The 20,374-nt window shown below is 34.6% G+C and carries 17 protein-coding genes and 1 tRNA gene; 8 read left to right on the forward strand and 10 right to left on the reverse strand.

The window, feature by feature from the left end; translation table 11 throughout:
- Nucleotides 1–70 precede the first annotated feature (70 nt).
- On the forward strand, nt 71–1,405 hold the full coding sequence (locus tag FDM27_RS06065) for a sigma-54-dependent transcriptional regulator (protein ID WP_140485600.1): 1,335 nt from the start codon (nt 71–73) through the stop codon (nt 1,403–1,405).
- On the opposite strand, the gene FDM27_RS06070 is transcribed toward FDM27_RS06065, so the two are convergent.
- Nucleotides 1,402–3,822: a hybrid sensor histidine kinase/response regulator gene (locus tag FDM27_RS06070; protein ID WP_140485601.1), complete on the reverse strand. Its 2,421-nt coding sequence runs from the start codon at nt 3,820–3,822 to the stop codon at nt 1,402–1,404. The genes FDM27_RS06065 and FDM27_RS06070 overlap by 4 nt on opposite strands.
- A gap of 22 nt (nt 3,823–3,844) precedes the next feature.
- Nucleotides 3,845–5,698, reverse strand: a complete 1,854-nt coding sequence (locus FDM27_RS06075) for a prolyl oligopeptidase family serine peptidase (RefSeq protein ID WP_140485602.1) — start codon at nt 5,696–5,698, stop codon at nt 3,845–3,847.
- Nucleotides 5,699–5,914: 216 nt separating this feature from the next.
- Between FDM27_RS06075 and mtgA the strand changes: the two genes are divergently transcribed.
- The 4 genes from mtgA to FDM27_RS06095 all read left to right on the forward strand — a co-directional run bounded on the left by mtgA (nt 5,915) and on the right by FDM27_RS06095 (nt 11,726).
- Nucleotides 5,915–6,658 (forward strand): monofunctional biosynthetic peptidoglycan transglycosylase, encoded by a 744-nt coding sequence (mtgA, locus tag FDM27_RS06080; RefSeq protein ID WP_071184581.1) that lies wholly within the window; start codon nt 5,915–5,917, stop codon nt 6,656–6,658.
- Nucleotides 6,659–7,609 (forward strand): lipid A deacylase LpxR family protein, encoded by a 951-nt coding sequence (locus FDM27_RS06085; protein WP_181161640.1) that lies wholly within the window; start codon nt 6,659–6,661, stop codon nt 7,607–7,609.
- A 110-nt stretch (nt 7,610–7,719) separates the two neighbouring features.
- Nucleotides 7,720–9,366, forward strand: coding sequence for a DUF6377 domain-containing protein (locus tag FDM27_RS06090; protein WP_140485603.1), 1,647 nt, complete (start codon nt 7,720–7,722; stop codon nt 9,364–9,366).
- Between the two features lie 245 nt (nt 9,367–9,611).
- Nucleotides 9,612–11,726 (forward strand): glycoside hydrolase family 97 protein, encoded by a 2,115-nt coding sequence (locus FDM27_RS06095; RefSeq protein ID WP_140485604.1) that lies wholly within the window; start codon nt 9,612–9,614, stop codon nt 11,724–11,726.
- A 131-nt stretch (nt 11,727–11,857) separates the two neighbouring features.
- Here FDM27_RS06095 and FDM27_RS06100 read toward each other — a convergent pair whose 3' ends face one another.
- Nucleotides 11,858–12,112 carry a GIY-YIG nuclease family protein gene (locus tag FDM27_RS06100; protein WP_140485605.1) on the reverse strand — a complete coding sequence of 85 codons (255 nt, stop codon included), beginning with the start codon at nt 12,110–12,112 and terminating at the stop codon, nt 11,858–11,860.
- A gap of 52 nt (nt 12,113–12,164) precedes the next feature.
- Nucleotides 12,165–12,238, reverse strand: a tRNA-Ala gene (locus FDM27_RS06105).
- Nucleotides 12,239–12,339: 101 nt separating this feature from the next.
- Here FDM27_RS06105 and FDM27_RS06110 point away from each other — a divergent pair.
- The 3 genes from FDM27_RS06110 (at nt 12,340) to FDM27_RS06120 (ending at nt 14,563) form a co-directional block, all read left to right on the forward strand.
- The gene (locus FDM27_RS06110) at nt 12,340–13,110 is read left to right on the forward strand and encodes an enoyl-CoA hydratase/isomerase family protein (protein ID WP_140485606.1); all 771 of its coding nucleotides are present in this window, start codon (nt 12,340–12,342) and stop codon (nt 13,108–13,110) included.
- A 215-nt stretch (nt 13,111–13,325) separates the two neighbouring features.
- Nucleotides 13,326–13,778 (forward strand): 6-pyruvoyl trahydropterin synthase family protein, encoded by a 453-nt coding sequence (locus FDM27_RS06115; protein ID WP_071184587.1) that lies wholly within the window; start codon nt 13,326–13,328, stop codon nt 13,776–13,778.
- Between the two features lie 41 nt (nt 13,779–13,819).
- Nucleotides 13,820–14,563: a UDP-2,3-diacylglucosamine diphosphatase gene (locus tag FDM27_RS06120; protein WP_140485607.1), complete on the forward strand. Its 744-nt coding sequence runs from the start codon at nt 13,820–13,822 to the stop codon at nt 14,561–14,563.
- Here FDM27_RS06120 and FDM27_RS06125 read toward each other — a convergent pair.
- The 6 genes from FDM27_RS06125 to FDM27_RS06150 all read right to left on the reverse strand — a co-directional run bounded on the left by FDM27_RS06125 (nt 14,560) and on the right by FDM27_RS06150 (nt 20,287).
- The gene (locus FDM27_RS06125) at nt 14,560–14,916 is read right to left on the reverse strand and encodes a hypothetical protein (RefSeq protein WP_140485608.1); all 357 of its coding nucleotides are present in this window, start codon (nt 14,914–14,916) and stop codon (nt 14,560–14,562) included. The genes FDM27_RS06120 and FDM27_RS06125 overlap by 4 nt on opposite strands.
- Before the next feature lie 91 nt (nt 14,917–15,007).
- Nucleotides 15,008–16,291 (reverse strand): MFS transporter, encoded by a 1,284-nt coding sequence (locus FDM27_RS06130; protein ID WP_071184590.1) that lies wholly within the window; start codon nt 16,289–16,291, stop codon nt 15,008–15,010.
- Complete coding sequence (gene recJ, locus FDM27_RS06135; protein ID WP_140485609.1) at nt 16,291–17,979, reverse strand: single-stranded-DNA-specific exonuclease RecJ; 1,689 nt, start codon at nt 17,977–17,979, stop codon at nt 16,291–16,293. Before recJ ends, FDM27_RS06130 begins: the two co-directional genes overlap by 1 nt.
- A 54-nt stretch (nt 17,980–18,033) precedes the next feature.
- Nucleotides 18,034–18,378: a HopJ type III effector protein gene (locus FDM27_RS06140; protein WP_140485610.1), complete on the reverse strand. Its 345-nt coding sequence runs from the start codon at nt 18,376–18,378 to the stop codon at nt 18,034–18,036.
- A 100-nt stretch (nt 18,379–18,478) separates the two neighbouring features.
- A complete protein-coding gene (rsmI, locus tag FDM27_RS06145) occupies nt 18,479–19,201 on the reverse strand; it encodes a 16S rRNA (cytidine(1402)-2'-O)-methyltransferase (protein ID WP_140485611.1) in 723 nt (240 codons plus the stop codon).
- Nucleotides 19,202–19,246: 45 nt separating this feature from the next.
- Complete coding sequence (locus FDM27_RS06150) at nt 19,247–20,287, reverse strand: hypothetical protein (protein ID WP_140485612.1); 1,041 nt, start codon at nt 20,285–20,287, stop codon at nt 19,247–19,249.
- Between the last annotated feature and the right edge of the window lie 87 nt (nt 20,288–20,374).

Genomic DNA, 20,374 nt, shown 5'->3' on the forward strand with positions numbered 1-20,374 from the left:
TTCTTTTTTGCATAATTTTATGAAAATACAATAATATTAGCCTTAATTTAGCATAAAAAGTGGCTGTCTAATGTTGAAGATTTTAATTATTGAAGATGATATTTCGTTTTGCAAATTGTTAGAAAAATTTCTAATCAAAAATAATTATGTGGTTAACATTGCTTTTTCAGCAACCGAAGCTCGTTTAGCAATTCAAAACGAAACATTCAATTTGATTTTAACAGATTTGCGTCTTCCTGATGCTGATGGGATTGAATTATTAGCAGAATTCAAATCAGCTTTTCCAACTATTCCTGTGGTTTTAATGACTGGTTATTCAGAAGTGAGCACGGCCGTAAAAGCCATAAAAAACGGAGCTTCCGATTATATTTCGAAACCCTTCAATCCTGATGAAGTTTTAGCGGTTATTACGAATGCTTTAGTCTCAAAAACAATTGCGGATACAGCTAAAAAACAAACTGTTAAAAGAGCTAAACCAGCTACTACAACCGAATATGTTCAGGGAATTTCTGCTGCTTCCAAAAAATTATCCGAACACATCCAACTCGTGAGTCCAACCGATATGTCGGTATTAATTATTGGCGAAAGCGGAACCGGAAAAGAAATAATTGCACAAAGTATCCACCAACAAAGTCATCGAAAAAACAATAATTTTATCGCGGTTGATTGTGGTGCTATTCCAAAAGAGTTGGCTGCCAGCGAATTTTTTGGGCATTTAAAAGGATCGTTTACAGGTGCCATTTCGGATAAAATAGGTTATTTTGAAGCCGCTAATGGAGGAACTATTTTTCTGGATGAAATAGGGAATTTGTCTTATGAAAATCAAATTCAACTGCTGCGTGCTTTGCAGGAGCGTAAAATAAAAGCGGTTGGGAGTAACAAGGAAATAGAAGTTGATATTCGGATTATAACAGCAACCAATGAAGATTTGCGTGAAGCAGTCAAAAATGGTGATTTTAGAGAAGATTTGTATCATCGAATTAATGAATTCTCGATTCATTCGCCGTCACTTACAGAGCGGGAAGAAGATTTGATTTTGTTTGCCGAATTTTTTCTTGAAAAAGCCAATGCGCAACTACATAAAGGAGTGATTGGTTTTTCTAAAGAAGTTGTTACTATTTTTCAAAACTACGATTGGCCAGGTAATTTAAGAGAATTGCAAAATTGTGTCAAGCGTGCAACTTTGCTTACCCAAGGCGATTTTATTGAAAGCGCGGTTTTGCCTGCTGAATTTTTTCATCAAAATAAAACTAAAACAGCACAGTTTTCTTTGTCTGAAAACGAAAAAGAGGCTATCGAAAATGCCTTGGTTAAAACCAAAAACAATAAATCAGAAGCGGCAAAATTGTTGCAAATTACCCGTAAAACCTTGTACAATAAACTCAAGTTGTATGATATAAATTAACTCTGCTTTTCAAGTGCTGTAAATAATTCGTTGATTTTGAATTTTAAATCCGTGAAACGAGTAGCCAATTCTGTTTTGGAAAATTCATGGGTTTCAAGTAAATCTAAAATTGCAGCAATTTCGGTAGCTTCAATTTGTTTGAACATCGGAGCCATTTTGTGAGCAAGTTCTTTTATTTTTTGGTGTTCCACTGCCTGAATAGCATTTTCGAGTAAAATAAGATTCGAATTTGTAGTGTTCATAAAAGATTCAAGAACTGTTTGTATCGCTTCTTCATCGTTTTTTAAAAACAACTTTAAGGAATCCAAAGTAAATTGATTTTCAGAATTTTTAGTTTTAGAATCTTGCAAAGGGAAAATATTTTTTTTGAAAACCGCATCAATAGTTTGTAACAGTATATTAGGTGTAAACGGTTTTTTAAGTACTGTGACAAATCCGGCTTTGGTGTAAATATCCTCACTCAAATCGGTTCTTCCGGTTACGGCAATCAGAGGTTGGTTATTGTAAATAGTTCTTTTTTGCAATTCCTTAACCAATTCAAAACCATCTTTTTCGGGCATTTGAATATCGGTTATCAATACATCAAAATGTTCTGAAGTCATAAATCCTAATGCTTCTTCAGCATTCGAAAAAGAAATTAGCTGATAATATTCTTTTAAAACTTCCGAGGTTAATTGTAGTAAATTAACATCGTCATCAACCACCACAATTTTTTTGTTTTGCAAAGTTGGAATGTAAATTGATGGATTGTTTTGTTCAATTTTTGCTTCTTTGTCAAAGCAGATGGCTAAACTTATTTCGAAACAACTTCCTTTTTTAGAACTGTTTTTCAGGTACAACTCACCGCCTAACAGCGCAATGATTTTCTTAGAAATGGCTAATCCTAAACCTGTTCCGCCATATTTTTTTTCGATATTTTCATTGGCCTGAGCAAATTCTTCAAAAACCAAATCCTGACTTTCTTTTTCAATCCCAATTCCCGAATCTTCGATGCTTATCAAAGCTTTGTTTTCATCAGAATTCAGAGTGGCGTTTATTTTTATGTAGCCTTCCTCGGTGAATTTATAAGCATTTCCAATGATATTTATTAATACTTGTTTCAATCGAAAAACGTCACCAATGATAGGATTTTGGAATTTTTCGTCTATAGAAATTTGTAAATCGATATTTTTTTGTGGGTAAACAGACTGTATATTTTTAGCTACTTCGTTGATGGTTTCGGCTAAGGAAAACGGATTTTTTTCTAAGTTGATTTTTCCGGCTTCAATTTGCGAAAAGTCTAATAAATCCTGGACTAATCTCGAAATGTACTCTGAAGAGTTTTTGATATTATTAGTGTAATAATTTTGTTTGCTTGTCAAGGTCGAATTTCCTAATAATTCGGCATAACCTGTTATGGTGCTCAATGGCGTTTTAAGATCATGGCTAACCGTAGAGATAAGTTGCTCCCGGTTTTTTAACAGGTTTTGCGTTTTAAAATTGGCTATTTCCAGTTGTTTTTTATACAGCTGTGTTTTCGAAAAATCATTGGCAATTAGTACCGAGAAAAAGACAGTGAGCAATAAACCTAAAATAGCGGCATAAGTTACAATCTGATTGATTTTTTTTAGTGATTTTTCTTTTTCGGTGTTGTTTTTTATTGATGAAGTCAGGATTTCCTGCTCGATAATTCGTAGTACTTTTCTAAGTTGATCTGAAATTAAAAGTTCATTAGTAAGTAACTTGCTTTCCTGGATATTTAAGGATTCTTTTTTCTTTTCGGTTTCTATTTTTACTTTACTAAGCAATCGTTTAGAAGCGGCTAAAATTGAATCGGTTTCTTTTTTTGTCAATGTATTGCTGGTGTCATCAGGAATATTCTGATTGAGATAGTCAACGTAGTTTTGTAAAACTTTGCGATGGTAGCTGCTAAGGTTTTCGGGGTTTTTGGTGAAATCTTCCAGTTTTAATTTGCTAAGCGAAAATTCCAATTGGGTTAGTTCTTCGATGGCTTCGTTAACCGAAGCCTCATCAGAAGTTTTGTTTTTTATGGTTTTGAGTTGTTTAATATTTTGCGTTTTTTCGGTAAGCAAAATCATTACACTATCTAATAATTTGATTTGATAGTCACTCGAAAGTGTTTTTTTTAAGGAGCCAATTCTCTTTTGCAAAGAATCGGTTTCCTGAATGTAGTTTTTATAGTCGGTTTCTGAATTAGATTGAATGGTTTTTCGGGCTAAATTCTCCGTTTTATATACATTCGAAAAGAGTTGGCTTATTTTTAGCACCTTGTTTTTTTCGAAAGCAATTTTGTTTTCAATTTTTGAATAATCCCTGTTTTCAGAATACAAAATCCAGCCCACACTGGTTACAAGTGCCACAAGTAGAATGTAACTGATAAATACTTTTACAGGAATATTACTGTTTTTGTTGCTCATTTTTAATTCTGAATTTCTGGTTTTATAAAGTTTCTTTCAGCCATTTAAAGAATTCTCTTTGCCAAACCTGTGCATTTTGCGGATTGAGAACCCAGTGGTTTTCGTCAGGAAAATAGAGAAAACGACTTTTAATCCCGCGTAATTGTGCTGCCTGAAAGGCTTCCTGAGCCTGACCAATAGGAACTCGGAAATCTTTTCCTCCCTGAATAATCAAGATAGGCTTATTCCACTTTTCTACAAAATTAATCGGATTGAATTCGTTGTAGGCTTTTTGAGCAACAGCATTGTCTTTTTCCCAGTAAGCTCCGCCAAAATCCCAGTTGTTAAAGAATACTTCTTCAGTAGTTCCAAACATACTTTGGGTATTAAAAACGCCATCGTGAGCAATGAAAGTTTTGAAACGATTTTGATGTATTCCAGCCAAATAAAAAGCAGAATAACCGCCGTAACTCGCTCCAATACAACCCAATCGGTTAGGATGAACATAAGATTCTTTGGAAATATCATCAATAGCCGAAAGATAATCGTTCATAACCTGACCGCCCCAGTCTTTACTGATTTGTTCGTTCCATTCTACTCCGTGACCCGGCATTCCACGGCGGTTAGGCGCTACAATAATATAATCATTGGCCGCCATTAATTGAAAATTCCATCTGAATGAATAAAATTGGCTCAAGGCAGATTGCGGACCACCCTGGCAATAAAGTAAGGTGGGGTATTTTTTAGAAGCATCGAAATCAGGCGGGAAAATTACCCAAACCAACATTTTCTTTCCGTCGGTGGTAGTTACGTATCTTTTTTCGGTTTTGCTTAAAGCTAAAGACTGATAAATTTCTGTGTTGATATTGGTTAATTGTTGCCAATTTTTCTCCATTAAATCATAAGAGAAAATTTCTGCTGCATGGTTGGTGTCTTCTCTGGAAACGAGAATTTTATTGTTGTTTAGACCAATAAGTTTAGTAATGTCAAAGTATCCATCGGTAATTTGATTTATTTGAGGCAGCATCTTCGTAAGTTCGGGCAAATGAATTTCAAATAATTGTTTGGTGCCATCAATTGGGGCAATAAAGTAAATTTTTTGACTGTCTTCGCTCCAAATAAAACTATCCACAGTTCCGTCCCAGTGTGCAGTGAGGTTGGTTTTTATTCCTTGAAAAAGAATTATAATGTCATTTTTATCGGCTTCGTAACCATCGCGATGCATTTGTAACCAAGCCAAAATTCCTGATTTTGAAAATTGCGGAGCAACATCATAACCTAAATTTTCTTCGGTGAGATTAGTAGTTGTTGCTGTTGCTAGTTCGTATTGAAAAATGTTACTATTGGTAGAAATAGCATATTCGGTGCCTGTTTTTTTCTTTGATACATAAAGAATGCTTTTACTGTCGGGCGACCAAATGTAATCTTCATCATCACCAAAAGGTTTTTGTGGACAATCAAAAAGTTCGTCTTTCATGATGTCAATTTGCGTAGCATCTTCTTTATTTTCTTTATAAAAAACATGATTGAATTTGCCTTCGTTCCAAGTATCCCAATGGCGGTAATTTAAAGAATCATAGATTTGTACTTCGGCTTTTTCCAGTTCGGGATAATAATCTTTTCCCAAAATATTTTGAAGTTTTACTTCTTGATGGGAAAGCAGGTATTTGCCATCGGGTGATAGATTTTTATTGGTTAAAATAGTATTTGGGTCTTCAATTTCGCTTGGATTTCCGCCTTCTATTGGAATATAATAATGTTTTGTGTTTTGTTTGTTTTCTTCAACCGAAGGGGTGCTGACTTTGTAAACAATATTTTGTTTGTCTTTACAAAATCCAAGCGCTGTTATTCTTCCTAATTGCCATAGCAAATGGGCTGTCATTCTATGTTGTGTCATTGTTTTTGAGCTACTATTGTTTTGGGAGTATAAAAATAGTTTAATTTAATGGCAACAGATTTTTTTTAACTTAATTTAAAATGAATTAGAAATAAAGACAAATCTATTGGATGATTAGCTAAAAAAAGTAATTTTACTTTTTATAAAATTCTAATCGATTTTGAGTGTTAGGGTTTTAAAATCTTTTAAAGAAAATAGCATTAAGAGTACAGATAAATGGCAACAAAAATCACTTCTAATTCCTCAGGTAAAAGACCCGTAAAAAAACAATCTCAAGGTTTTATGGCTCGATTGAGAGTGTTTTTGTTCAAAATAATTCTATGGTTTATTGGACTTTCTTTGTTTTCTGTTGTCTTTTTTAAATTTGTTCCGGTGCCATTTACTCCCTTGATGGTTATCCGCGCAATAGAAAATAAAGTGGCTGGTAAACCGGTTTATTTTAGTCATGACTGGGAACCTTTAGAGAATATTTCAGTCAATTTACAAAAAGCAGTTATTGCCAGCGAAGACGGTTTGTTTTTAACACATAATGGTTTTGATTTTAGAGCCATGCAAAAAGCTTATAAAAACAACGAAAGAGGTCGAAGAATAAAAGGCGGAAGTACTATTTCACAGCAAACGGCCAAAAATGTATTTCTGTGGCAGGGCCGAAGCTATATCAGGAAAGGTTTAGAGGCGTATTTTACGGTTTTGATTGAGTTGATTTGGGGAAAAGAACGCATTATGGAAGTGTATCTTAATAGTATAGAAATGGGTAATGGCGTTTATGGAGCTCAGGCCGCCGCAGAACATTGGTATCGAAAAGATGCTGCCAATTTAACGCGAAAACAGGCAGCCGGAATTGCTGCCATCCTGCCAAATCCCAGAAAATATACTGCAACCAGTTCGTCTTCTTATATCAATCGAAGAAAAGATAAAATTATGCGTGTGATGCGTACCGTTGGAAAAATTGAATATTAGATGCGACTAATAACAGTACTTTTTTTCAATATGTTCTTTCTGTTTTCGGTGGTGGTATCGGGGCAGCATACTGCGGTTGAAATAGGTGTTGTTACCGATAATGATTTATATACTTCTTCTAAAAACGATCAGTATTATACCAATGGTTTAGAAATTTTTTATCGGTATTTGTCTAAAAAGGAAAAGCCTCAACTTTTAAAAAAAATCAATGAAATAAGGATAGGACAGTATATGTACAGCCCCCGGTTTATTTATAAAGATGAAGAGCAAATGTTTGACAGGCCTTTTGCGGGTTATCTTTTTGGGGAATTTGCCAGTACTAATTTTTATGCCAATCAGTCTGTGTTTAAAAAACACATTCAACTGGGGTACGTAGGACCAAATTCTTTTGCTGACAAAATTCAATCAGAAACACATAAATTATTTGATTATACCGCTTTTGAAGAATGGGATTATCAAATTAAAAATACGCTGGGAATACAAACTTATTTTATGTTTTCTAAGCCAATTTTTAATGCTCTGAAGAGTAAAACAATCGATTTTAGATGGCAATCGGAAGCGAAGTTAGGAACCATATTTACATCACTTTCAACCGGATTTGTTGGCAGAATCGGGATAAAAAAATTAGTTCCTTTTTCGGATTCCAATTTTTACGGAGCTTCACTAAATAAAGCTAATAGTTTATTAGATAACGAATTGTATTTCTATGTTTTGCCTACAGTTAATTATCAATTTTATGATGCCACCATTCAGGGAAGTCTTTTTAATGATAACAGTCCGGTTACTTTTGATATTATTCCTTTTCGTTTTAATGCCGAAACAGGTTTAAGGTATCGCCGAAAGAATTTGAATCTTTCCTATGCTTTTGTTTACAGAGGGAAAGAACTAAAATTCTACAGAAACATCGGTTATTTTTATGGTTCTATTAGTGTGTCTTATATTTTTAGATAATATAGATTGGCTTTTTTATAAATACTATTTTTTTTGACTTAAAAAAAGCATTAAAATAAGGAATATTTAATAAATTAGTTTTAATTTAACATAAAACTAAAATCACTGCAATGTTTAAATTTTGGACTTCAATCCTTGTTATTTTTTTTCCATTATTTCTTTTTTCTCAAGCTGGAATAGACTCATTATTAAAAGAGTTAGATGCTGTTATAGACAAAAGTGAATTATATCATGATAAAAAAGAAGCCGAAATTAATAAACTGCGCAGTCTGTTGAAACTGACTTCTACAGAGGTTCATAAATATGAAATTTATGAAAAGTTGTTTACTGAGTTTAAGTTTTATCAATCGGATTCAGCCTTAAACTATGCCAGAAAAAGTCTGGCGGTTGCCAATACTTTAAAAGATTTAACTAAGATAAATACGGCAAAGATAAATCTGGCTTCTATCATGGGAACCTTGGGGATGTACAAAGAAGCTACTGATATATTGTACCGTTTTGACATTAAGTCCACTCCCGAAATTAAGAGTTTGTATTATGGTGTGAATAGCTCTATTTACCTTAATATGGCCGAATATGCTGCTTCAAATCAGGAGAAAGAGAAATACGATTTGTTGACGATGAAGTACCGCGATTCGACCTTTCAGTCCGATGCTGTGGGTTCAAATTCCTATTTTATTACTCAGGCTAATAAACTTTTTGAAAAAGGAAAATACGATGAAACAATTCGCTTATTAGAAAATTATTTCTCTAAAATGGATGATAATAATACTGATAAAGCGGTTGTGGCTTATATCATTTCGCAAACTTATTTTCGAAAAAAAGACTTGCAACAGGAAAAAAAATGGTTGATTCTTTCGGCAATATCCGATTTGCAATTAGAGAAAAAAGAATACATTTCTCTTCGTTCGTTAGCGTTTATGATGTACAAAGAAGGTGATATTGATCGTGCTTATAAATATATCAAACGTTCACTGGACGATGCGCTTTTTTGTAATGCACGTTTAAGAACCTACGAAATTTCGAAGATGATGCCCATCATTAATGATGCTTATCAAAAACAAAATGATACTAATCGCAAACAATTGATTACGTTTTTGGTGAGTGCCAGTATTTTGTCGTTATTTCTGATGGTTGTTTTGTTTTTGTTGTTCAAACAAATGAAAAAATTATCCAAAGCCAAACAGGAAATTAGTTCGACAAATGCTCAGTTAGTTGCACTTAATAATGAATTGCATCTTTTTAACGAAAAGTTGAATGAAACCAATAATACGCTGAAAGAAGCTAATTTGGTTAAAGAAATTTACATCGGTCGCTATATGGATCAATGTTCGGTTTACATTAGCAAATTAGACGAATACCGACGAAAATTAAATGTCATTGTCAGCAGTGGAAAAACCGCCGAATTGGTAAAAGTGATCAAATCAAAAGAATTTATTGAGGAAGAACTAAAAGATTTTTATCACAACTTTGATAAAACTTTCCTGTTACTTTTTCCTAACTTTATTGAAGATTTTAATAAATTGCTAGTTGACAATGAAGATATTAAGCTAAAACAAGGCGAATTGATGAATACCGAGTTGCGAATTTTTGCATTGATTCGTTTAGGAATTTCAGACAGTGTGAAAATAGCGGAGTTTTTACGTTACTCATTATCAACTATTTATAATTATAGAACTAAATTAAGAAATAAGGCTTTAGGACCTCGTGATGAATTTGAGGCAAATGTGATGCGTATAGAATCAACAAATAAGTAATTTACTTTTTTTACTTAGGTTTATCTTCATTTTTTGACTATAAAAGTTGATTTTTAAACTACAGATTTACTACTTTTTTGATTCTTTTAAAACTATGTAATTTCTTGTAAATCAGTAAGTTATTGTGTTTTTGTATTGTTTTTGACTACCATTTTTTATCAATAAAAATTAGTCGGATAAAATCAATATAAATTTGGTTATCGAATGCTTTTTTAAGCAAATTATTAATCTATTAATATAACCAAATGAAGAAATTCTATTTATTAACGCTGTGCTGTTTTGCATTAGTTCATACCACTTTTGCGCAGCAGTTAAAATCACCTGATCAAAAATTCCAAATGGAGTTTTCCCTGCAAAGTGATGGTACGCCTGTTTACAGTTTAAATTACAAAGGAAAAGTTGTTGTAAAACCAAGTAAATTAGGATTAGAACTAAAAAATGATGCTAAATCATTATTGAACGATTTTACAATTTCAGATACAAAGACCAGTACGTTTGATGAAGTTTGGAAACCAGTGTGGGGCGAAGTAGCTTCTATTCGTAATCATTATAACGAATTAGTGGTAACCTTAAATCAAAAAGTGAGCGAAAGACAATTGATTATACGTTTTCGTTTGTTTGATGACGGACTTGGATTTCGTTATGAATTTCCTGCGCAAAAGAATCTGACTTATTTTGTAATCAAAGAAGAGCGCTCCCAATTTGCTATGGCAGGAAATCATACTGCTTTTTGGTTACCGGGAGATTATGATACTCAGGAATACGATTATACCACTTCAAAATTATCCGAAATTAGAGGCTTAACAACAAAAGCAACTACCGAAAATGTATCTCAAAAAACATTTTCGCCTACCGGAGTACAAACGTCTTTGATGATGAAAACAGCCGATGGATTGTATATTAATCTACACGAAGCTGCCTTGATTAATTATTCCTGTATGCACCTGAATCTGGATGATAAAAACATGATTTTTGAATCCTGGTTAACACCTGATGCTAATGGAGACAAAGGTTACATGCAGGCACCGGATCATTCGCCATGGAGAACAATTATGGTTAGTGATAATGCTACCGAAATTTTGTCTTCAAAAATGACTTTGAATTTGAATGATCCCTGTAAAATTGAAGATACTTCTTGGATAAAACCGGTTAAATATGTTGGTGTTTGGTGGGAAATGATTACCGGAAAAAGTTCTTGGGCTTATACTGATGATTTTTCAACAGTACAATTAGGAGTAACTAATTATGCTAAATCCAAACCAAATGGCAAACACGGAGCCAATACTGCTAATGTGAAAAAATACATTGATTTTGCAGCTACTCATGGATTTGATGCAGTTTTAGTAGAAGGCTGGAATGAAGGTTGGGAAGATTGGTTTGGTCAATTTAAAGATTATGTTTTTGATTTTGTAACTCCTTATCCGGATTTTGATGTAAAAGGGATTCGTGATTATGCAAAATCTAAAGGCGTGAAAATGATTATGCACCATGAGACTTCAGGTTCTACCCGCAATTATGAGCGTCACATGGATAAAGCGTATCAGTTTATGAAAGACAATGGCTATGATGCTGTAAAAAGTGGTTATGTAGGGCCAATTCTTCCGCGTGGTGAAAATCACTACAATCAATGGACTGTAAACCATTATCAATATGCTATTGAAAAAGCAGCCGATTACAAAATTATGGTCAATGCGCACGAAGCAATCCGACCAACAGGAATTTGTAGAACCTACCCAAATTTAATTGGAAACGAATCGGCAAGAGGAACCGAATACCAGGCTTTTGGTGGGTCTAAACCAAATCATGTTACCATTTTGCCATTCACTCGTTTGATTGGTGGACCAATGGATTATACTCCGGGTATTTTTGAAATGGATATTAGTAAATTAAATCCAGGCAATACTTCGCACTTAAACAGTACGTTGGCTAATCAACTGGCATTGTATGTAACTATGTATAGTCCGCTACAAATGGCAGCCGACTTACCAGAAAATTATATGCGCTTTGCAGATGCTTTTCAGTTTATTAAGGATGTAGCAATAGACTGGAGTGACAGTAAATATTTAGAAGCTGAACCGGGTGAATATATTAGTGTTGCCAGAAAAGCCAAAGGAACTAACAATTGGTTCATTGGAAATGTAAACGGCGAAACAGCTCGTGTTTCAAATATTACATTCGATTTCCTTGAAAAAGGAAAAAAATATGAAGCTACTATTTATGCTGACGCAAAAGATGCGCATTATAAAACTAATCCACAGGCTTATAATATTCGAAAAATAAAAGTAAATAGTAAGTCTAAGTTGTCTCAGTTTTCTGCTCCAGGCGGAGGATATGCTATTAGTGTTATTGAAATTAAATAGCGATTTTTGAATTTTTCAGAAAGTAAAAAAACCGTCTCGTTCTAAAAAAACGAGACGGTTTTTGTTTGTGGAGAATACCGTCCCGAAATTTCGGGAGAACCGGTCGCCTTCCCGAATGCTTTCGGGACGCTCTAGGTAATTGAGTTGCTCAATATGAGATATTCAATATGTTTTCTGCTTTTCTTTTTCTTGATTTCTAATTCTCGCCGAACTGCTTCAGCTCTTGATTGGAAATTTTCGGAATATTTTAAAACCCAATCTTTTGTTTGTTTTGTGTATTTACTTCTGCTGTTTAAATGGTCTTGAAGACGTGCTTGTATATCCTGACAAGGACCAACGTAATATTTGTCTAATGTTTCAGAATATAAAATATAGATGTAAAACATAGGTTTAGGATAAAAAAAACTCAAGCCTTTTGGACTTGAGTTTATGATTTTGTGGAGAATACCGGATTCGAACCGGTCGCCTCTACGCTGCCAGCGTAGCGCTCTAGCCAAATGAGCTAATCCCCCAATAGAGTCGCAAATATAGCATTTTATAGGATTAAAAAAACAACTTTTGAAAAAAGTATTCTTTCTGTCGAATATTTTTAACTTTACCTAAAAACTATTCAATGGATATGCAAAATTCTAATGGTTCATTAAATACCACTATTGAGAATAATATTGCTACGGTCGAGTTTGGACATCCGGCAAGTAATTCTTTTCCTCGTTCGTTATTAGACTTGTTGACTTCCGAAATCAATAAATTAAGTGATAATGATACTGTTAATGTAATTGTTTTAAAGAGTCAGGGAACGGCTGCTTTTTGTGCAGGTGCTTCTTTTGATGAGCTTTTGGCTGTTTCAAATCCCGAAGAAGGATTGGAGTTTTTTTCCGGATTTGCTCATTTAATTAATGCGATGCGTTGTTGTTCTAAACTGATTATCGGACGTATTCATGGAAAAGCAGTTGGAGGAGGAGTGGGCATTGCAGCAGCCTGCGATTATGTTTTTGCAACAGCAAATGCTTCGATTAAATTATCGGAATTAGCCATTGGAATTGGTCCTTTTGTGATTGAACCAGCCGTGAGTAGAAAAATAGGGAAAACAGCGATGACCGAAATGACTTTAGCCGCTCACGAATGGAAATCGGCAGCTTGGGCACAAGAAAAAGGATTGTATGCTGCCGTTTTTGAAACTCCAGAATTATTAGATAATGCTATTGTCGATTTTGCTTTCAAATTAGCTTCCTATAATCCTGATGCTTTATTGGAAATGAAGAAAGTGATTTGGGAAGGAACTGAAAATTGGGAATCACTTTTGTTGGGAAGAGCCGCAATTACGGGAAAATTGGTTATGTCTGATTTTACTAGAAATGCTTTGGAACAATTTAAACGTAAATAATTGATTTACCATATAAGTCATTTAAGTTTTATTCTTAATTAAAAGATCAGTTTTTGTAATAGTATAAGTTCATAGAAGATGTATTTCTAAATGATTCTTAATTTCTAAATGGTTTAAAAAGTCAAAAGCTTATATTTTGCAATCTGCATAAGTTCATAGAAGGCAAGTCATTTCTCATATCAATTCCTTAAATTTGCACTCAAAATAAATCCACGATGAGTAATATCAGAATTACAAAACAATTTAGTTTCGAAACAGGTCATGCCTTATACGGCTACGACGGAAAGTGTAAAAACGTACATGGTCATAGTTATAAATTGTCTGTAACGGTTATTGGAAAACCAATTACAAACCGTAATGATGTGAAATTCGGAATGGTAATCGATTTTTCGGATTTAAAAAAAATCGTCAAAGAAGAAATTGTAGATCAGTTTGATCATGCGACTGTTTTTAACGAAACAACTCCTCACGTAGAGTTGGCTCAGGAATTAAAAAACCGTGGACATCACGTAATTTTAGTGGATTACCAGCCTACCAGTGAAAATATGGTAGTTGATTTTGCAGAAAGAATAATCAGAAGATTGCCTGAAAGAATTACGCTTTTCTCCTTAAAATTGCAGGAAACAGAATCTTCGTTTGCAGAATGGTTTGCGAGTGATAATTTGTAGAAATTCCAATTTTTTAAATTCCAAATTCCAAGTTTATCTAAATGAAAAAAGTCTATTTTGCTTCTGACCAACATTTTGGAGCGCCAACAGCCGAATCGAGTTTTCCCAGAGAACAGAAATTCGTTGCCTGGCTTGACGAAGTGAAAAAAGATGCTGAAGCCATTTTTCTTTTAGGCGATTTATTCGATTTTTGGTTTGAATACAAAACCGTAGTTCCAAAGGGTTTTGTACGTGTTTTAGGGAAACTGGCCGAAATTCGCGACAGCGGAATCCCAATTTATTTCTTCGTTGGAAATCATGATTTGTGGATGGATGACTATTTTGAAAAAGAATTGAATATTCCAGTCTATCACGATAATCAGGAATTTACTTTTAATGAAAAAACTTTTCTTATAGGTCACGGAGATGGTAAAGGACCTGGTGATTTAGGATACAAACGCATGAAAAAAGTGTTTACCAATCCGTTTTCTAAATGGCTTTTCAGGTGGCTTCATCCGGATATTGGAGTGCGTTTGGCACAATATCTTTCGGTAAAGAACAAATTGATTTCCGGAGAATCTGACGTTAAATTTTTAGGAGAAGACAATGAATGGCTAATTCTTTACGCCAAACGAAAATTAGAAACCAAACATTATAATTATTTGGTTTTTGGTCATCGTCATTTACCAATGATTCATTCAGTAGGTAAAAACTCCGACTATGTCAATCTAGGCGACTGGATTTCGTATTTTACTTATGGCGTTTTCGATGGAGAAAATTTCGAAATCAAGACATTCGAAAATTAATTTTTACCTTCTCCGTTTAAATAACTTTCCATATTTATTCTAAACAAAGTTCCGTTTACTAAATCTTTAATCTTATTCAATTCGTCCATAGAAACGGATAAATCAATTTGATGCAAGGGTGTTTTTAGTAAAAATTTGCAATTGCTGTTTCTTAAGGCGCAGCCTTCGCAGCAGCTGTTTTTGGCAATACTTTCATTGATTAAATATTCAAATTCTCGGAGCTCAGTTATAGAGAAAAACAAACCTATTTCCTTGAATATCAATTGAACTCTGTTTGGAATGTTTCCTTCTTCTTTTTCCCAAAAAAAAGCTATTCCCAGACTATTTAAATAAATTTGGTGTATTTGTTCCATAATTTCTAATGTATGAAACAAATATAAATATTTTATTTATATTAATTCTAAATAAAAATAACAAAGTTAGAAAGAATTTTAGAGATTTTATTTATCCTTCTTTTTCATGTTCTTCGATATCTTTAGTCAAATCTAACTTTCTAAAAGATGGAGAGATAATTCCGGTAGTTAAAACCACTAAAAGCGTCATGCTTCCGCCAAAAACAACCGCTGTTACGGTTCCCATCAATCGGGCAGTCAATCCACTTTCGAATGCGCCTAACTCATTTGAAGACCCCACAAACATCGAGTTCACAGCAGAAACCCTTCCGCGCATATTGTCAGGAGTTTTAATCTGTAAAATGGTTTGACGAATGACTACCGAAATACCATCAAAAACACCACTGAAGAATAAGGCAAAAAGGGAAACCCAAAATAGGGTAGAAAGTCCAAACACAATAATACAGACTCCGAAACCAAAAATGGCTCCCAATAATTTCATTCCTGCATTTTTACTCAGAGGAACATAAGCTGTAATTAGCATAGTTAAAAACGCCCCGACAGCTGGTGCTGCTCTTAGGAATCCGAAACCTTCCGGTCCTACTTTTAGAATGTCCTGAGCAAAAATAGGTAATAAGGCTACGGCGCCTCCAAAGAGAACTGCAACCATATCCAGAGTAATAGCCCCTAGAACCGTTTTATTATTGAAAACAAATTTAATACCTTCGGTCAAACTTTGCATTACAGGCTCTCCAATTTTTGGATTTAAAATAGGTTTTTCACTTATTTGGGACAAGGCTAAAAGGGCCATTATTGAACAGGCAAAAACCAGACATAACGACCAATGAACTCCCATTAAAGTAATTGAAAAACCAGCGACAGCAGGTCCTACAACCGAACCAATTTGCCAAACACTACTGCTCCAGGTGGCTGCATTTGGATAGACTTTTTTAGGTACAATTAGAGACAAAAGAGAAAAAATAGTTGGTCCAAGAAAGGCTCTAACTAATCCGCCTAAAAAAACCAGAAAATAGATGGAATACAATATAATTTGTTTCGAAAATCCTTCGACTACGGCTGGCCAAGTGAGAAGGAAAAGTCCAAAGCTAATTACTGAAAAACCAAAGATACATTTCATCAATAATCCTTTTTTCTCTTTTTGGTCAACGATATGTCCAGCAAATAAGGCTAATGAAACCGCCGGAATTACTTCCATTAAGCCGATTATTCCTAGTGAAAGTGCATCTTTAGTGATGCTGTAAACCTGCCATTCGATAACGATAAATTGCATTGACCAGGCAAAAACCATAGCAAAGCGCAACAATAAAAAAGTATTAAATTCTTTGTAACGCAAGGCTGCGTAAGGGTCTTTTTTGTCTAATTTTTTGGAATTCATTATTGAATGCTTTTTAATCGTAATTGAGTTGAAACTTTACCATTCCATTCATTTTCATCAATGCAATAAGCAATTTGAAATGTTTTTTGATTGGTGGTTAAATCGATTTTGTTTCCTAATCCAAAACCTATAGCGGCAATACCTTCGGAATTATTTTGTTTTACAAATAGTTTCAAATGTTCGTCTTCTGCCCCCAGTTTTTTAGCATAACCGGTGTCGATAACATTTTTGGTTAAAAAAACAGGTGTCATGTTTTGAGGGCCAAAAGGTTCGAATTGTTTCAGGATTCGGCTGAGTTTTGGTGTAATGTCCGAAAAGTTGATTTCGGCATCAATTTCTATTTCAGGGATTAGTTGGTCAGGATGGATGGTTTTCTGTACTTGTTTTTCAAAAGCTTCTTTGAAAACAGCATATTTTTCAGCCTTTAAAGTCATTCCTGCGGCATACATGTGTCCTCCAAATTGCTCCAAATGTTCCGAACAGGCTTCTAAAGCATTATAAACATCAAATCCTTTTACTGAGCGAGCTGAAGCAGCATATTTATCGCCACTTTTGGTAAAAACCAAGGTAGGACGATAATAAGTTTCGATTAACCGGGAAGCTACAATTCCGATAACGCCTTTGTGCCAGTCTTCCTGAAAAACTACGGTCGTAAATCGGTTTTGCTCATCATTTTCTACTATTTGCTGAAAAGCTTCTTTGGTAATGTGCTTGTCTAAATCTTTGCGGTCGGCATTGTATTTTTCAATTTCAGAAGCAAATTGTTGTGCTTGTTCAAAGTTAAATTCGCTTAACAATTCCACTGCATGATTGCCGTGTTTGATGCGTCCTGCGGCATTGATTCGGGGTGCAACTATAAAAACAACGTCGGTAATGTCTAATTTTTGTTTTTTTACCTGATGAATCAAAGCTTTAATTCCCGGTCTTGGATTGTTATTAATGACCTGCAAACCAAAATAAGCCAATACCCGGTTTTCGCCAGTCATTGGAACAATATCGGCAGCAATGGCGGTGGCAACCAAATCCAAATAAGGAGCTAAATCTTCGATAGTTTGATTTCGATTCAATCCCAAAGCCTGAATAAGTTTAAAACCAATTCCGCAACCACATAATTCATCATAAGGATAGTTGCAATCGTTTCTCTTTGGGTCGAGAACAGCAACGGCTTCGGGTAAAGTTTCTCCGGGACGGTGGTGGTCGCAAATAATGAAATCGATGTTTCGCTCTTTGGCGTAAGCCACATGATCAATGGATTTGATACCACAATCCAGTGCAATAATTAATGAAAATCCATTGTCGTCGGCAAAGTCAATTCCTTTAAAAGAAACCCCATAACCTTCGTCATAACGATCCGGAATATAAGTGGCCACATTGGGGTAAAAACTTTTTAAATAAGAAGAAACAAGCGAAACTGCTGTTGTTCCATCTACATCATAATCCCCAAAAACAAGAATGCGTTCCTGGTTTTCGATGGCGTTTTCAATTCTTTCGATTGCCTTATCCATATCCTTCATTAGATAAGAATCGTGTAAATGTTCTAAGGAAGGGCGAAAAAAATGTTTGGCTTCTTCAAAAGTTTCAATGCCGCGTTGTACTAACAATTGGGCAACAAAATCTTCAACGTTTAAGGCTTGCGCCAAATGTTTGATTTTGTCTTCCGAAGGTTTGGGTTTAAGAGTCCAACGCATTTTGATACTAGATTTTAGATTTTAGATTTCAGAATGCAGAAATCTAAAATATTTTTATTTTAATTCTAAAGCTGTTCCTTCAAACTGGATTCCGTCCCAACCGTGAATCATAAAGTTTCTGATATTTTGGTGATTGGTTCCTTCAGGATCTCCCAATACTTCGTCACGATAAAAAGCACCAAAACAAGCTAAGGTTTCGTCTTTGGATAAGTTTTGCAATTGGGCAAAAGCAAATAATTTACAAGAACCTGAATTGGTTCCTGCTGCATTATGGGTATTCCCATTTTGGAAAGCTGTTGGAGTAAAAAGATAATTTTCTTCGATTACAGCTATAGTTTCAGGAAAAGTTATTGTTTCCGGAGTTTGTTTTACTTTTTCTAAAAAGGCTTGGATGCTCATGATTTATTACTATTTTATTATATGATTTTATTGTCAGTTCGAGCGGAGTCGAGAACTTATCGCAGCATCTCGACTTCGCTCGATGTGACAAAATGGATTTTTATTCTTCTTTTTCTTCTTTCGAAAATTTACTTTTCTTAGGTTCTTTAGTGATGGTTTTTCCAGCTACAATCACAACAATTTCGCCACGTGGAGCTGTTTTTTCAAAGTGAGCCAAAACTTCTTTTGCTGTTCCCCGGCGGTTTTCTTCGTGTAATTTAGAGAGTTCTCTGGAAACACATATTTGTCGGTCTTCGCCAAAAAAAGTCACAAATTCAGCCAGTGTTTTGACTAATTTATGTGGAGAAACATACAGAATCATTGTTCGGGTTTCTTCGGCTAGTTCTAAATATCGGGTTTGACGGCCTTTTTTCTCAGGCAAAAAACCTTCGAAAACAAATTTATCATTTGGCAAGCCACTATTGACCAAGGCGGGAACAAAAGCGGTAGCGCCCGGAAGGCATTCTACGGCAATTCCGTTTTCGACACAGGCACGCGTTAAAAGAAAACCAGGATCAGAAATGGCTGGTGTCCCGGCATCCGAAATAAGTGCAATATTTTCGCCAGCTTTGAGTCGGGAAATTACATTTTCGATGGTTTTGTGCTCATTGTGCATGTGATGACTGTGCATGTGGGTGCTAATCTCGAAATGCTTTAAGAGTTTTCCGCTGGTACGTGTGTCTTCGGCAAGAATCAAGTCGGCTTCTTTTAGAATTCTAATGGCTCTAAAAGTCATGTCTTCAAGATTTCCAATGGGCGTGGGAACGATATATAATTTTGACATAAGTAATTTTAAAACTTTAAACAGTGATTTACTGTTTGTGTGTTTTTAAAGGAATTTTTTTTCGATTAATTCCATAAAACGTTCTTCGTATTCTTCTTTTCCTTCCCAGTTATTGTAATCTGGTTTTACCATTTCGTCTATGAAACTTTTTGTTTCGTAAAAATTATCATAGGTAATTAACTGATTCATTACACGGTTGTAATCTTCGTTGCTGTTGCCAAAAAGATGTTTTACAAATGCAATGCGATCATTTAAGTCGATATCTATTCCTTTTGAGAATTTTTCATTTAGGGAAACTGTTTTTGGACTTGATTTTTCAGTAGTTTCTATCTCTTTTTGTAGTGGAGTTTCTGTTTCTTCAATTTCTTTTCCAACCTCTTCCGCAGCTTCAACTTCTTCTATTTTTTCAAAAATAATATCTTTAGCAGGAGGAGCGGCTACCTCGTCCACTTTTACAAATTCAGGTTCGTTATAGCTTAATCCTAATAAATCTTCAAATGAGATTTGAACAGCTTCCGGTTTTTTAGCTTCTTCTAATTCTTCTGTTTCAGCTTCTTTGTCAAGTTCAAATGCAGCTTTGAATTCAGGGATTTCTACTTCTTCTTTGGCTGTATTCTCGTCAATCTCTTCAGTTTCAATTTCAGCTTCGTCTTCAATTTCAGGTTCTTCTTCCTGGAAATCAGCTTCGTTATTTTCTAGTTCGGCTTCTTCAATAGCGATTATTTCTTCGGAAGGAATTTCGTCATCCGGGTTTTCTATCTCGGTTTCCGGAGCAACTATTTCTTGAACTTCTTCTGGTGTTTCCACAATTTCAGTTTCCGGGGCTAAGTTAATTTCTGTTATTTCAGTTTCAACTGTTTGAGAAGCTTCTTTGTCGTAGATGTTTTCAATTTCTTTTTCAATCTCGCTGTAGTTGCCAATTGTAGGTTTTACATCTGCATAATTTTCGTCTATAAATTTTAAAACAGAGAGTTTTTCGTAGAGTTTTTGGGTTTCCAAATACAATTGATTGATGTCGGATTTATCTTTGAGTTGTAAAATTCGGTGAGCAATGCTAATTAAATCGGCTTCTAATCTTTTTTTCATAATAGTTAAATTATAGTATGTATTTTGGCGAATGTCTTTTTAGTTTATTTACTAGCGTAAGGCTTTAAACGATTGTTTTTAATAAAA

This window comes from Flavobacterium sp. GSA192 (genome assembly GCF_006386525.1).
GTDB classification, from domain to species: domain Bacteria; phylum Bacteroidota; class Bacteroidia; order Flavobacteriales; family Flavobacteriaceae; genus Flavobacterium; species Flavobacterium commune.

Bases quoted from the DNA above. Each gene is read 5' to 3' on its own strand.
- FDM27_RS06065 (WP_140485600.1), top strand. From the start codon at position 71: ATGTTGAAGATTTTAATTATTGAAGATGATATTTCGTTTTGCAAATTG.
- FDM27_RS06070 (WP_140485601.1), bottom strand. From the start codon at position 3,822: ATGAGCAACAAAAACAGTAATATTCCTGTAAAAGTATTTATCAGTTAC.
- FDM27_RS06075 (WP_140485602.1), bottom strand. From the start codon at position 5,698: ATGACACAACATAGAATGACAGCCCATTTGCTATGGCAATTAGGAAGA.
- mtgA (WP_071184581.1), top strand. From the start codon at position 5,915: ATGGCAACAAAAATCACTTCTAATTCCTCAGGTAAAAGACCCGTAAAA.
- FDM27_RS06085 (WP_181161640.1), top strand. From the start codon at position 6,659: ATGCGACTAATAACAGTACTTTTTTTCAATATGTTCTTTCTGTTTTCG.
- FDM27_RS06090 (WP_140485603.1), top strand. From the start codon at position 7,720: ATGTTTAAATTTTGGACTTCAATCCTTGTTATTTTTTTTCCATTATTT.
- FDM27_RS06095 (WP_140485604.1), top strand. From the start codon at position 9,612: ATGAAGAAATTCTATTTATTAACGCTGTGCTGTTTTGCATTAGTTCAT.
- FDM27_RS06100 (WP_140485605.1), bottom strand. From the start codon at position 12,112: ATGTTTTACATCTATATTTTATATTCTGAAACATTAGACAAATATTAC.
- FDM27_RS06110 (WP_140485606.1), top strand. From the start codon at position 12,340: ATGGATATGCAAAATTCTAATGGTTCATTAAATACCACTATTGAGAAT.
- FDM27_RS06115 (WP_071184587.1), top strand. From the start codon at position 13,326: ATGAGTAATATCAGAATTACAAAACAATTTAGTTTCGAAACAGGTCAT.
- FDM27_RS06120 (WP_140485607.1), top strand. From the start codon at position 13,820: ATGAAAAAAGTCTATTTTGCTTCTGACCAACATTTTGGAGCGCCAACA.
- FDM27_RS06125 (WP_140485608.1), bottom strand. From the start codon at position 14,916: ATGGAACAAATACACCAAATTTATTTAAATAGTCTGGGAATAGCTTTT.
- FDM27_RS06130 (WP_071184590.1), bottom strand. From the start codon at position 16,291: ATGAATTCCAAAAAATTAGACAAAAAAGACCCTTACGCAGCCTTGCGT.
- recJ (WP_140485609.1), bottom strand. From the start codon at position 17,979: ATGCGTTGGACTCTTAAACCCAAACCTTCGGAAGACAAAATCAAACAT.
- FDM27_RS06140 (WP_140485610.1), bottom strand. From the start codon at position 18,378: ATGAGCATCCAAGCCTTTTTAGAAAAAGTAAAACAAACTCCGGAAACA.
- rsmI (WP_140485611.1), bottom strand. From the start codon at position 19,201: ATGTCAAAATTATATATCGTTCCCACGCCCATTGGAAATCTTGAAGAC.
- FDM27_RS06150 (WP_140485612.1), bottom strand. From the start codon at position 20,287: ATGAAAAAAAGATTAGAAGCCGATTTAATTAGCATTGCTCACCGAATT.